Source organism: Brevibacterium sp. CSND-B09, assembly GCF_052906525.1.
Genome location: NZ_JBREGI010000001.1, coordinates 3,359,251 through 3,372,330, shown reverse-complemented (window position 1 = coordinate 3,372,330; position 13,080 = coordinate 3,359,251). Strand labels below are relative to the sequence as shown.

The following is a 13,080-nucleotide window of genomic DNA, read 5'->3' as shown; positions in this document are numbered from 1 at the left end:
AGGCGCATCCTGATAGGTTGCGACTACAGGCAGATATCAGGCGAGCGTGCCCTGCCCTGGGTGCGTTCCATTCTCGAAGGGGACACCATGTCGACACCGCAGAACCCGAACGACCCGAACAGCAGCTCGGCTGAGCAGAACCTCGACGACCAGAACCCCGGTGCGGGCGACCAGCCGGAGAGTGCCCAGTCAGCCTCGGACCAGTCGGCGCAGAATCCTCAGGACACTCAGTTCCAGCCCAACCAGGATGCACCGGCATCGCAGCCTGGCCAGGATGCACAGTTCCAGCCCGATCAGCCCACCTATCAGCAGGGCACCTATGATCCCAATGCCTATCAGGCACAGGGACAGCAGTACCAGCAGGGCGGGTATTCGCAGCCCGGCGCCTATCAGCAGGATCCCTACCAGCAGGGCGCATACTCGCAGGGTGCAGCACAGCAGCAGGCTTATGGTCAGCCCGCCTACGGTCAGCCTGCGTATGGTCAGGCTCCGCAGTCGAATCCCCAGCAGGCCGGGTTCTTCAAGTCGCTGTTCGATATCCGCTTCGACAACTTCATCGCAGTGAAGTGGGCGGGCTTCATCTACATCATCGCGATCGTGGTCGCGGTCCTGTCCTACCTCGGGACTATCGTCGCCGGCATCACCACGGGAATCGCCGCAGGTTCGGCGTCGAGCTACCTCAGCGGCGGACCGAGCTTCAGCGTGCTTCCACTGATCCTGTCGATCATCTTCGGCTGGATCGTCCCGGCCCTGTGGGTCATCGGCGTGCGTCTCGTGCTCGAGCTCATCGTCTCCAACATCAAGACTGCCGAACATACGAAGCGCATCGCCGATTCAGTCAGCCGCTGACTCACTGCGCCCTATATTTCTGGTGCAGGAGCGGCTTCAATGTGCAGAAGTGGTGATCTCAATCAGTGCATATGAATCTTGAACCCGCAGATGCTGACACGGTGCAGGAACGCCCGTGAATTAGAGTGAGCCCCGCACCGAAATTCGATGCGGGGCTCAACCGTACCCCCGAGCAGATTCGAACTGCCGTTACCGCCTTGAGAGGGCGGCGTCCTAGGCCACTAGACGACGGGGGCTAGAACAACACTCCTGGACTGATCCAGACTGTGTCCGCTGGGCTACCAGGACTTGAACCTAGACTAAATGAACCAGAATCACTCGTGCTGCCAATTACACCATAGCCCAATGTTTTTCAAGGTCATCCCCGAGGAGATTTCCCTGAGCAACGAGATATAACTCTACACAAGCACCCCGCCTCCCGACAAATCCGTGAGGCTCCTTTTCAGTGTGACCTTCTTAACAGAACAGGCTCACCGCACCCGGCCCGTCGACAGGCCAGTAGTCCCGCGCGCGCAGGCTCGGTCTGCCTGCCCCGACAGGCCCCGGCCTCACCCGCGGGCGAGGCCGATGAGCCGGTCGAGGACTCGGTAGCCGTCGGCGCGCAGACCGTTGTGTTCGTACTCGTTCGTCACCCACGGCTGCACCTCGGAGAGATGCTCGGCCGTGGCCAGCGAATACTCCACCGGCACGTACGCGTCCTCGAAGTACACTGCCGCAGCACCGCGCACCGAGGCGGCCCGCAGAGCGTCGACATCGTAGAGACCGGGCCACTGACGTGCGGCGACGATCTCGGCCACCTCGGCGAAGGGCGCGAGTTCGGGATCCTCATGCAGCGATTCCGGCCCGGCATGCTCGCCGGCCAATAGCGTCGGATCCTTGACCACGGCATCGGGCATCGCCCGCCTGGCTGCCCAGTTCGTCACTGTGCCGTCGGCCCAGCAGGATTCGTGGATGACGGCATAGAGCGGGTTGCGCCCCGAGAACGGCAGAGACGCGGCAAGGTCATGCCGGAATGCCCCCGAAGAGAAGTCGAGGTCGAGCAGGTAATGCAGCTTCTCCGGACCATCCGAGGCGCCGAGGAAGTGCCCGAGCAGACGGATCCGCTCCGGCGTCGCCCGCGCTCCCCCGGGCAGGGCGAGACCGTCACCGACTGAGGCAAGGTCGACGAGGCGCCGCATCTTCTCACGGTCGCCGGGGAACGCTGCGTAATACTGCTCGGATTTGCGGATCATGCCCTCCCACGTGCGTCCGTAGACGGTCGCCGGGTCGAGGCCGATCGCCGGCAGTCCGCCGGTGAAGTACACCTCGTGAAGGGCACTCGAATGCTCGGAGATGTAGCGCAGAGTGGTGAAGCCGCCGAAGGACTGACCCAACAATGACCAGGTTTCTGCGCCGAGGTGGCCGCGCAGGATCTCCGCGTCCTCGACGATCGAATCGGCGCGGAAGTACGACAGAGCCTCGGCGATCGCGGTCGGGTCCTCCCCTACCGTCCTCAGCCCGGTGATGGCCCCATCGACAGAGCCGATCGGATTCGATCTTCCGGTTCCGCGCTGGTCGAGCATGACGACCTGGAACTCCTCGAGGGCACGCTTCACCCAGCCGCCGGGACCGCCGACGATGCCCGGGCGCGGGGCTTCCACGCCGGGCCCGCCCTGCAGGTACACGAGGTAGGGCTTCTGACTGTCCGCCTCGGTGGCGATGATCCGGGCGAACACGTCGATCGTGTCCGGCAGATTCACCTTCCCCGAGGCGGCTGACGCGGCGCTCTCCCCCGCCGAGGCGGCATCCCCCGACCGTCCGAAATGGTCGAAGGGCACGGTGACCGTCACGTCACGGAAGTGCAGTCCCCCACGGGTCCAGTTCTTCTGCTCGACCATGGTCACAGCTGTGCCGCGAGTGCCTTGAGGCGCTTCAGCGAGGAGTCCTTGCCGAGGATCTCCATCGACTCGAACAGCGGTGGTGAGACCTTGCGGCCGGACACGGCCACACGCAGGGGTCCGTAGGCCAGGCGCGGTTTGATCTCCATCTCGTCGACGAGTTTCGCCGACAGCACCTCTTCGAGCTTCGCCGTGGTCCACTCGTCGAGGTCTTCGAGGACCTCGATGGAGGCGGCGAGCACCTCGGGGGCGGAGTCCTTGAGCGTCTTCAGTCCGTCTTCGGCCATGACGAGGTCGTCATCGGAGGTGAAAAGGAACGCGAGCAGGTCGGGAGCCTCTCCGAGCAGCTTCATGCGGGTCTGCACGAGCGGAGCCGCCTCGTCGAGGATCTGCAGCTGAGCTTCCGTCGGGGACTCCGGGAGCACCTCGGCGGCCTGGAGGTAGGGCACCAGACGGTCACGGAAGTCATCCGGATCGAGGAGGCGGATGTGGTCGGCGTTGATGGCGGTGGCCTTCTTCACATCGAAGCGGGCCGGGTTGGGCAGGACATCGTGGATGTCGAATGCCTCGGTGAATTCCTTGACGCTGAACACGTCGCGGTCGGGTCCGATGGACCAGCCGAGCAGGGCGAGGTAGTTGATGAGTCCCTCGGGGATGAACCCGTTCTCGCGGTGGAGGAACAGGTTCGATTCGGGGTCGCGCTTCGACAGCTTCTTGTTGCCTTCGCCCATGACGTAGGGCAGGTGACCGAACTCGGGGGTCGCCTCGGCGATGCCGATGGCCTTGAGGTGTTCGTAGAGAGCGATCTGACGCGGGGTCGAGGACAGGATGTCCTCGCCGCGGAGCACATGGGTGATGCCCATGAGCGCGTCGTCGACGGGGTTGACCAGGGTGTACAGCGGCTGGCCGTTCGCGCGGACGACTACGAAGTCGGGCACGGTTCCGGCCTTGAAGGTGATGTCGCCGCGCACGAGGTCGGTGAAGGTGATGTCCTCATCGGGCATGCGCACGCGCCACACCGGTTCGCGGCCCTCGGCGCGGAAGGCGGCCTTCTGCTCGTCGGTGAGGTCGCGGTCGTAGCCGTCGTAGCCGAGTTTCGGGTCACGGCCAGCCGCCTTGTGCCGGGCTTCGACTTCCTCGTTCGTCGAGTAGGACTCGTAGATGTGGCCGCCGGCCTTGAGCTTCTCGATGACGCCTGAGTAGATCTCGCCACGCTGGGACTGGCGGTAGGGTCCGTTGTCGCCGCCGACCTCGATGCCTTCGTCCCAGTCCAGGCCCAGCCATTTGAGAGCATCGACGACCTGGCCGAAGCTCTCCTCGGAGTCACGTGCCGCGTCGGTGTCCTCGATGCGGAAGACGAACTTGCCGCCGGTGTGCTTGGCATAGGCCCAGTTGAACAGGGCTGTGCGGACCATGCCGACGTGCGGGGTGCCGGTGGGTGATGGGCAGAAACGAACTTTGACGCTCACGATTGTCCTTTGCGTGATCTTCTCGGGTGTGAGTCTGTGGTGTGCGCGGTGCTTAGGCGTCCATGACCGGGTTCGACAGGACACCGAGTCCTTCGATGGCGATGTCGACGCGGTTGCCGGACACGATCTGGCCGACTCCCTCCGGGGTTCCGGTGAGGATGACATCGCCGGGCAGCAGGGTGATCGTCTCCGACAGGTGTTCAATGATGGTCGGGATATCGAAGATGAAGTCGGCGGTGGTGCCGTCCTGCTTGAGATCCCCGTCGACCCAGGACCGGATGCCGAGGTCGTCGACGTCGAGTTCGGTTTCGATCCAGGGACCCAGCGGGGCCGAGGTGTCGAAGCCCTTCGCCCGAGTCCACTGCTTGTCCGACTTCTGGAGGTCGCGCAGGGTGACATCGTTGCTCGCGGTATAGCCGAGGACATGGTCGAAGGCGTTCTCCGCCTTCACACCCTTGGCCACACGGCCGATGACGACGGCGAGTTCGGCCTCATAGGAGACGTATTCGCTGATCGCAGGCAGGCGGATAGGGTCGCCGGGGCCGATGACCGCGGTGTTCGGCTTGAAGAAGGTCACCGGGGTCACGGGAACCTCGTTGCCGAGTTCTGCTGCGTGTGCGGCGAAGTTGCGGCCCACGCCGATCACCTTCGAACGCGGCAGGATGGGGCTGACCAGACGCACGTCGTCGATCTTCAGCCTCTCGCCTGTCGATTGGGCCGGAGAGAAGAAGGGGTCCGAGTCGAGAACGGCGAGTTCGAGTCCCGACGTGTCCCAGCTTCCGTCGGTGATCGGCGGCACTTCACCTTCGACGACTCCGTATTTGGGTTCGTCCTGATGTACAAATCTGGCGATACGCATGTGTCACAGTCTAGTCAGTGCCTGGTGCCTTCCGCGCGTCGGTGCTCATCGATCCGTGATCGGATCCCAGCAGATCCCCCGCTGTGTCCCGTGTGCGGGCCGGGCCGCCCTGCTGAGAGACTGGTGGCATGCCCGATCCGCACCTCCCGCACACCTTCGATCTCGCCCGCATCGGGGCTGGCCTGCCCGCCGCCGCGCTCATCGATGAGTTGGGCCTCGCCGAGGCGACCCCCGCCCCGAGATTGGTCGTAGAGGCTCCTCCCGGAACCGGTAAGACCACCGTGGTGCCGCCGATGATCGCTGAGCACCTGACTGGTCCGGGCCGCATCATCGTCACCCAGCCCCGGCGGATGGCGGCCCGCGCCGCGGCCAGGCGGCTCGCGTCGTTGACGGGGACCCGCCTCGGCGAGGTGATGGGGTTCACCGTCCGCGGTGAATCGCGGACTTCGCGGGCGACACGGATCGAGTTCGTCACCACGGGTGTGCTGCTGTCCCGACTGCTGCGCGATCCGGAGCTGACCGGTATCGACGGGGTCATTCTCGACGAGGTGCATGAGCGGCAGCTGGATACGGATCTCGCGTTCGCGATGTGCCGGGAATTGGCTGATCTGCGTGAGGATCTCTCCGTGGTCGTCATGTCGGCGACCTTGGATGCGCAGCTGTGGGCCGCGCGTCTCGGTGACGGACCGCAGTCGCCGGCGACGCTGCTGTCGGTGGCCGCCGATACTCATCCTCTGGAGGTCCGGTGGGCACCGGCGAAGGAGCGGCCCCTTGATGCGCGGGGTGTGACCTGGGATTTCCTTGACCATCTGGCGGCGACGACGGTGCGTGCGCTGACTGAGACCGGTGAGGGCGACGTCCTCGTCTTCGCTCCCGGTGCACGCGAAGTCGACGAGGTGGCCTCTCGCGTGCGGCGCCGTGTGGAATCAGGTGGCGGTTCGGGTGATGGCGGACCGATCGGCTCTGGTGGTTCGGGTACCGGTGACACGATCGTGGTGCACACCTTGACGGGGCGGACTCCCGCGAAAGAGCAGGACACGATCCTGCGCCCACGCACCGACGAGGGACGGAACCGTCGCGTCATCGTTTCGACCTCGGTGGCAGAGTCGGCGCTGACGATCGACGGGGTCCGCATCGTCGTCGACTCCGGGCTCTCCCGAGGACCACGGCTGGATACGCGGCGTCGCATGTCCGGGCTGGTCACGATGCGGGAGTCGAAGGCTTCGGGAACACAGCGCTCCGGGCGTGCCGCCCGGCAGGGACCGGGTGTTGCGTATCGGTGCATGTCAGAGGTGGATTGGGCAAGCCTGCCCGAGCACACTCCTCCCGAAATTGCGACCTCCGATCTCACCTCCGCAGTGCTCGCACTCGCCGTGTGGGGCGGCGACGAGACCCTCTTGCCAGATCCGCTGCCGGCCGGACCGAAACGGCAGGCGGTCGACAACCTGGTCGCTTTGGGAGCCGTGGAGATCTCGGCAGCGGCAATGGACGGTGCAGGAGGCGAGCGCTCCGCCGGTGAGCGCCCCACCGGTGAGCTCCCCGACACTGCCGAGTTCCCGATATCAGCACTGAACGTCACCCAGACGGGGCGGGCGATCGCGGCGGTTCCCGCCTCGGTGTGGTCGGCACGTGGCCTCCTCGACGGGGCTGCCCTGCTCTCACCCGCGCGTGCGGCAGAAGCGGTCGCCGTCATCGAATCCGATCAGCGGGCTCCCGGCGCCGATCTCTCCGCGCTGCTGCGGCAGCTGCGACGCAGCAAGGACCCTCGATTCGCTCAGGACCGCAAACGGTTCGCGTCGATCCCACGCGAGTACGCCTCGAGCGGCGATGGCGGCGACACGGGAGACGACACCGGGAACGGTGGAATCGGCGACCGCGCTGAAGCCACCCGCGGTACCGGCACAGCTTTGACTCCCGAGGACCTCGGGATCGTCACGGCACTGTCCTACCCCCTGCAGATCGCGCGTCTGCGCAGCGCCTCCGATTCCGAATACCTACTGGCTTCCGGCACGGCGGCGAGCCTGCCACGAGACTCCTCGCTGCAGGGCAGCCCATGGTTGGCCATCGCCGAGGTGGGCCTGGCCGGATCGCGGGCGATCATCCGATCTGCTGTGCCCATCGACGTCGACACCGCGGAACTCGCCGGAGCCGGACTGCTGCACACGGAGGAGACGGCGACGTTCGAGTCCGGGAAGGTCCGTGCGGTTCGGCGCAGCCGCCTCGGCGGAATCGAACTGACCTCCACCCCAATCCAGGCCGGTCGCGAACTCGCCCGCCGTGCCATCGCCGAATCGGTGCGCGAACGAGGAGCCCGCGAGGTTCTGCGTCCCTCCGAGGCTTTCGAATCGCTGCGCGCCCGGCTGGGACTGCTTCGCCCGATCTACGGGGACCCGTGGCCGGACGTGACGTGGGAGCACCTCTCTGAGACGCTCGATCAGTGGTGTCCTGATGCACTCGACCGGATCGCGAAGGGCTCCGATCCTGCCCGCGTGGACCTCGTCTCCGCGCTGCGCGGTCTGCTGCCCTGGCCCGAGGCGGCCCGGCTCGACGAGCTTGTGCCGACCCATATCGAGGTGCCCAGCGGATCACACATCCGCCTCGAGTATCCGGCCCCCGAGCGCGCCGAGCTCCCGAGCCCGATCCTCGCGGTCAAACTCCAGGAGTGCTTCGGTTGGACCGATGTGCCCCGCGTCTGTGACGGCCGGGTGGCGGTCACCATGCATCTGCTCTCCCCCGCCAGGCGGCCCCTGGCGGTGACCAGTGATCTCGCGTCGTTCTGGGCGAATGCGTATGCCCATGTCAGGGCCGAGAACCGGGGTCGTTACCCGAAGCATCCGTGGCCGGAGGATCCACTCACCGCACCGGCGGCGAAGGGCACGAAGCGCTCGGGTCGCTGAGCTGGAGCCCGACTCGACCGTCTGGGACAATGGTGCGGTGACTTCCGCACCCTCGACCACGATTTCCGCCCCATCCACGGCGGCGACCGAGCGTACCGACACATCGTCGGGCCGCCTCGGTGACGGTGTCGTTCCTGCCGAGATCTGGCGCGAGCTGCGTGACGAGCACGAACATCGGATCGCCGAGCGCACCGATGCGCATATCGACCGGCGGATGCGACAGGAAACCCACCCGGTCGAGGACTTCCTCTTCACCTACTACCCGTTCAAGGTCGGGCAGCTGAAGAAGTGGCACCCCGGTCCAGGTGTGCGCGTCGCGCTTGAGACGACCGAAGATCGTCGGTATTTCGACCGTCGGTGGTATCGCATCGACGATGCGCAGAATTTCGCCGAGGTGGACCTCGAGTCCTGGCGCACCGACCGTGGGGACGGAGCAAAGTTCATCGCCTCGCTGCTGTCGTCGACATTGGGTCGGGAAGCGAACTTCGGGTGCTTCGGCATCCACGAATGGGCGATGGTCTACCGTCTCACCGACGAGCAGCGCCGGCATCAGCAGGTGCCGCTGCGGCTGAGCCCCGCCGAGACCGATGCCGTGGTCGAAGGCCACCGCATCCAGTGTTCGCATCATGATGCGTTCCGTTTCTTCACCGAACCCGCGCGTCCTCTCAACACCTTGCAGCCGAGCCGCGAGGGCATGGTCGCCAACGAGCAGCCCGGGTGTCTGCACGCGGGGATGGATCTGTACAAATGGGCGATGAAGATCTCGCCGATCGCTGATTCGGATCTCGTCGTCGACTGCTTCGACCTCGCCCTCGACATCCGCACCCTGGACATGGAGGCCTCCCCCTATGACCTGCGTGGTTGGGGCTACGGGGTCGTCGCCATCGAGACCGCTGCGGGCAAGGCCGTATACATGGAGCGGCAGAAGGATTTCTCCGGCAGGGCGCAGGCGCTGCGGGCTCGGCTGCTCGATGCTTTGGCGGTCGCGGGAGTTCATCCGCGCTGAGTCGCCTGGGGGCTGCGCTGGTTAGCCGCTGCGGCTGCGCCGGGCCCGCTGTGCTGACCGGTCGCTGCGGCCGCGCCATTTCGTGGACGTCTGCGCGGTCGCGGCACCGGCGAGCCTACGATCGGCGGTATGCGTGCCGTCCTCTTCGACCAGTTCTCCGTCCGTCCCGAACTCACGGACATTCCCGCCCCGACCGCACCTGGTGCGGGCGTCGTCATCGACGTCGAAGCCACCGGGGTGTGCCGCAGCGACCATCACGCGTGGGCCGGCCACGATTCGACGATCACTCTGCCCCACGTGCCCGGGCATGAGCTGGTCGGTCGGGTCGCCTCGGCGGGTGTGGGCGTACAGGACTTCCACGTCGGCCAACGGGTGACTGTTCCTTTTGTGTGCGGTTGCGGCAGCTGCCGGTGGTGCGTTTCCGGCAATGCGCAGGTGTGCCCCGATCAGACCCAACCGGGATTCACGCATTTCGGGTCGTGGGCGGATCAGGTCGTCATCCACAATGCCGATGCCAACCTCGTGGCCGTGCCCGAGGACCTGCCGGCCGCGGCCGTCGTCGGGCTCGGATGTCGATTCGCCACGGCCTTCCATGGTCTGCGAGTGCGGGCTCGCCTTGCCGCGGACGAGACTGTCGCCGTCTTCGGCTGCGGCGGGGTGGGACTGTCGACAATCATGATCGCCGGGGCCCACGGTGCGAAGGTGATCGCCATCGACGTCAGCGATGCGGCCTTGGAATCCGCCCGTGAGTTCGGTGCCGCACGATGCGTCAATGCTCGGGATCTCAGCCCTGAGGAGCTGAGCGCCGAGGTGGTCGCGCAGTTCGCGTCGACCGATCCCGACGGGGTGGCTGTGACCGTTGATGCCCTGGGCAGGGAGGACACGATCCGGGCGGCGATCGGTGCTCTGGCACCCTTGGGTCGGCATGTGCAGATCGGGCTGCTGCCCGCGGAGCCGGTCGTCGATCTGCCGCGCGTGATCGCTCTCGAGCTCAGCGTGCTCGGCTCGCACGGAATGGCTGCGGCCGAGTACCCAGAGCTCGTGGACCTTGTCGTTCAGGGACGATTGCGTCCGCAGGAGCTGGTCACTACTGTCATCGGACTCGACGAGGCGCCCGCGGCGATGGAGGCGATGGGGTCACCCTCTGCCTCGGCGGGGATGACGATCATCGACTTGGCCAGGTGAGACGGCCGACGGCCCGGGCACTGAGCCTCGCCTCGGCGAGGTCGAGCGCAACGGCGGCGGTCACGGCAATGCCTCACTCGTCGCCGAATGACTCCCGCATACTCGCGGCCAGCGATCCGATGAGTTCCTGATTCCCGCGGATACCGGGTTCGAACGGCAGCCGCAGGTGGTCTTTGTCCCTATCCCGGTAGCGCGGAATGACGTGCATATGGAAGTGGAAGACCGTCTGCCACGCCTCGGCACCACAGCAGTTGAGGAGATTGACGCCATCGGCTCCCCATGCATCGAAAGCGTGCTTGGCGATGCGCTGGGATTCGAGCGCCACCGCAGACAGATCTTCGGCCGGGATGTCCCGCAGGTCCGTGCTGTGACGTTTCGGCACGACGAGCAGATGCCCGTCCGACCCGGGCTGGATGTCCATGAACGCGAAGGTCGACTCGGTCTCGGCGATCGGCGCACTCGGTGCGTCACCTGCGACGATCTGGCAGAAGATGCAGTCGCTGCTCATGAGTTCCGATTCCTCCCCTGCTGTCAGTCACTTGTCCAGTTCGGTGCTGGGTCGAGTCCCTCAGATCGTGCTGACGAGCCCTCAGACCATGATGGCGAGGACGACATTCGTGTCCTGACCGTCCCAGCGGCCCAACAGCAGACCGGCGTCGGACTTCTCCGCCGGAGACTCGGGCGACAGGCGGTAGAGGATCTCGACGTCGCCGGCACCCGGCAGAGGTCCCGTCCCGAAGGCGTGGGCCACCTCGGTGATCTCTTCGCCCCGGTTGCCCTCAGCATCGACGCGGTACTGCTTCGCTGCGGTCGACGCGGTGGCGATGGTGTGGTCGAGGCGCTGCCGGAACAGCGGGTCGCCCATGCCGGCGTAGACCCACCGCTTGCCGAGCACCGAGTGATCCATGTTCGCCACGAATGCTTCGTCGGCGCCTTCGAGCGGTGCTCCGCGGTAGGTCAGCGGCACCTGCAGCAGCTGGTCGCCGCTCTTCACGATGTGGATCTCGATGCCCACTTCGCCGGCAGGGTCGTCGAAGCGGTACGCGGTAACAGTCTCGAGCGGGTTCGCCGCGAGGTCGAGCTCGGCGGCCCAGTCCTGCTTGGCAACCCAGTCGGTGACGACGTCGAGCTTGCCGGGATTGAGCTGAGCTGCGTAGATATCTGCCATGACGGTTCCTCCTGAAATCTGTCTGACGTCGGCGTCAGGTGTGGCTGGGCGGTTCAGGTGTCTGTAGGTGTGAGGCGCTCGGAGGTCTCCGGACGCTTCGCAACAGGCCTTGCGTGGTCTCAGGCCTTGCGCGTGCCGGGGATCCATTCTCCGTCGACGACTTCGTAGTCGGCGAAGACTGCCGGTGCCTCTTCGCGCATGACCTCGCCGATCTTGTTGAAGATGAGGCGGATCTCCTCTTCAGCGCCCTTCGCAGTGCGCATTTCGATGACGTGGCGCAGAGAACGCAGGTTCGCGGTGTAGACGATTCCGGTCGCCAGGCCCTCGGGGGCGAAGCGGCGCATGAACGAGGTCATGTGCTTCTTGTGGGAGAACTTCGTGCCCTCCTCGTCAAGCTCGAAATGATCGGCCATCCACTGCTGGTGCTCCTCGAGGGTGTCGAGGACCTTGAGGCTGCGTTCCATGAGTTCGGGATCTTCGCGGGCCCACTCGGGGAACCAGAATGGGATGTCCGTGAGGCGGACGTAGCGCAGCGATTCCTGCGAGAACGCCGATCCTGCGCGGTGGCGGATGAGTTCGTGGGTGAGCACCCGCGAGACGTTGTGGAGGACGAAGGTGAAGTTCGCGTGTTCGAGCACGGATCCGTGCTGGGACTTCACGACGTTGCCGAGGTACTGCGCGGAATCGGTGCGCACCCGCGAGACGTTCGGGTTGAGTCCCGGCTCCCACGAGCGGTAGCACATGCGTCCGGAGAACTCGAGGAGATCCTCGGCGTCGGGAGATTCCGCATCTTCGACCCGGTCCGCCCAGGAGGTTCCGCCCACCTCGTCGAGGTAAGTCCTCATCGCTTCCCAATCGATATTGGGCTTGGCGAGCAGTTCAACGGACGGTTCGACCTGGCGCATGGCTCTCCTAGTGAAGGGGACGTGATTGATTCCCAATCCTACAGACAGCCCGGCTGGTTGCGGCGACCGGTCCGCACCGAAATTCTCCTCGCCTCAACCGTCTTGGCTGACAAGTGCGACGGGGCGGTGTTCGTCGAGGTTGTGCAGGCGACCGCCCGTATCAACGACGAACGCCTGCGCCCCTGCAGATTCCACCATCACCGAGGTGGCCGCACCGTCGACGTATACGACCGCGGCATGATCATCGATGGCGATTCCGGGGCCCGGAAGTCGGCCCTGTGCGATCCATTCCCGGAAGGATTCCTTCCGTCCGGGTTCTCCATGGAAGTGCGGGCAGGCACTCCCCCGCAGGAAGCCGAGCCCGTAGTTCAGCGGTGCCAGCGGACCGAACGAATCCGTCGAGGATGCCTCGAACCAGCAGTTTGCACCGGCGCTGATGCCGGCAAGGATCGTTCCTCCGGCGGCCGCTTCTCTCATCCGTTGGTCGACGCCATGCCTCCGCCAGAGGCTGAGCAGGTTCGCCGTGGAGCCGCCGCCGACGTAGATGAGGTCCATGTCGAGCAGCATTGCCGGATCTTGGTAGTCCCACGGACTCTGCCCGAACAGGGAGAGGACATGGGTTCGCGCCAGCGCCTCGAATGCCGCTTCGAACCTCTCGATATAGTCGCGGCTGTCACCGGATGCCGTCGGGACGAAGCAGACGTGTGGGAGTCCAACAGAGGCGCCGAAGTCGCTCTGAGCACCGGTCTCGTCCTCAGTGCCGGCGCGGATCCGTCTGGCGGCCATGCGCACCAGCTCGTCATCAATGGCCGATTCCCCGGTCGCGGACATCGAGAATCCACCACCGCCGAGGGCCACTATCGTG

General features: G+C 65.6%; 11 protein-coding genes and 2 tRNA genes. 4 read left to right on the top strand and 9 right to left on the bottom strand.

From position 1 onward, the window contains the following. The first annotated feature begins 87 nt into the window (after positions 1-87). Positions 88-849, top strand: coding sequence for a DUF4282 domain-containing protein (locus ACU4IU_RS15075; protein ID WP_446657189.1), 762 nt, complete (start codon positions 88-90; stop codon positions 847-849). Positions 850-1,012: 163 nt separating this feature from the next. Here the strand turns inward: ACU4IU_RS15075 and ACU4IU_RS15070 are convergent. From ACU4IU_RS15070 to ACU4IU_RS15050, 5 genes are all read right to left on the bottom strand, one after another. Beyond that, positions 1,013-1,085 (bottom strand) — tRNA-Glu (locus tag ACU4IU_RS15070). 37 nt (positions 1,086-1,122) lie between these two features. Further along, a tRNA-Gln gene (locus ACU4IU_RS15065) sits at positions 1,123-1,194 on the bottom strand. A 203-nt stretch (positions 1,195-1,397) separates the two neighbouring features. Next, a complete protein-coding gene (locus ACU4IU_RS15060) occupies positions 1,398-2,726 on the bottom strand; it encodes an alpha/beta fold hydrolase (RefSeq protein ID WP_446657188.1) in 1,329 nt (442 codons plus the stop codon). A 2-nt stretch (positions 2,727-2,728) separates the two neighbouring features. Continuing rightward, positions 2,729-4,195 (bottom strand): glutamate--tRNA ligase, encoded by a 1,467-nt coding sequence (gene gltX / locus ACU4IU_RS15055; protein WP_446657187.1) that lies wholly within the window; start codon positions 4,193-4,195, stop codon positions 2,729-2,731. Positions 4,196-4,247: 52 nt separating this feature from the next. Next, entirely contained in the window at positions 4,248-5,054 is an 807-nt protein-coding gene (locus ACU4IU_RS15050; protein WP_139468848.1) for a fumarylacetoacetate hydrolase family protein, read from the bottom strand. A 128-nt stretch (positions 5,055-5,182) separates the two neighbouring features. On the opposite strand from ACU4IU_RS15050, the gene ACU4IU_RS15045 reads away from it, so the two are divergent. The 3 genes from ACU4IU_RS15045 (at position 5,183) to ACU4IU_RS15035 (ending at position 10,142) form a co-directional block, all read left to right on the top strand. Next, positions 5,183-7,951, top strand: coding sequence for an ATP-dependent RNA helicase (locus ACU4IU_RS15045; RefSeq protein ID WP_446657186.1), 2,769 nt, complete (start codon positions 5,183-5,185; stop codon positions 7,949-7,951). A gap of 37 nt (positions 7,952-7,988) precedes the next feature. Further along, a complete protein-coding gene (locus ACU4IU_RS15040; RefSeq protein ID WP_446657185.1) occupies positions 7,989-8,957 on the top strand; it encodes a 3-methyladenine DNA glycosylase in 969 nt (322 codons plus the stop codon). Positions 8,958-9,086: 129 nt separating this feature from the next. Next, the gene (locus tag ACU4IU_RS15035) at positions 9,087-10,142 is read left to right on the top strand and encodes a zinc-binding dehydrogenase (protein ID WP_446657184.1); all 1,056 of its coding nucleotides are present in this window, start codon (positions 9,087-9,089) and stop codon (positions 10,140-10,142) included. Positions 10,143-10,215: 73 nt separating this feature from the next. Here the strand turns inward: ACU4IU_RS15035 and ACU4IU_RS15030 are convergent, their stop codons facing one another. The 4 genes from ACU4IU_RS15030 to ACU4IU_RS15015 all read right to left on the bottom strand — a co-directional run bounded on the left by ACU4IU_RS15030 (position 10,216) and on the right by ACU4IU_RS15015 (position 13,046). Beyond that, a complete protein-coding gene (locus ACU4IU_RS15030; RefSeq protein WP_446657183.1) occupies positions 10,216-10,650 on the bottom strand; it encodes an HIT family protein in 435 nt (144 codons plus the stop codon). 81 nt (positions 10,651-10,731) lie between these two features. Then, positions 10,732-11,310, bottom strand: coding sequence for a maltokinase N-terminal cap-like domain-containing protein (locus ACU4IU_RS15025; RefSeq protein WP_181271654.1), 579 nt, complete (start codon positions 11,308-11,310; stop codon positions 10,732-10,734). A 119-nt stretch (positions 11,311-11,429) separates the two neighbouring features. Next, positions 11,430-12,215, bottom strand: a complete 786-nt coding sequence (gene thyX, locus ACU4IU_RS15020; RefSeq protein ID WP_139468853.1) for an FAD-dependent thymidylate synthase — start codon at positions 12,213-12,215, stop codon at positions 11,430-11,432. Between the two features lie 93 nt (positions 12,216-12,308). Next, complete coding sequence (locus ACU4IU_RS15015; protein WP_446657182.1) at positions 12,309-13,046, bottom strand: Type 1 glutamine amidotransferase-like domain-containing protein; 738 nt, start codon at positions 13,044-13,046, stop codon at positions 12,309-12,311. Between the last annotated feature and the right edge of the window lie 34 nt (positions 13,047-13,080).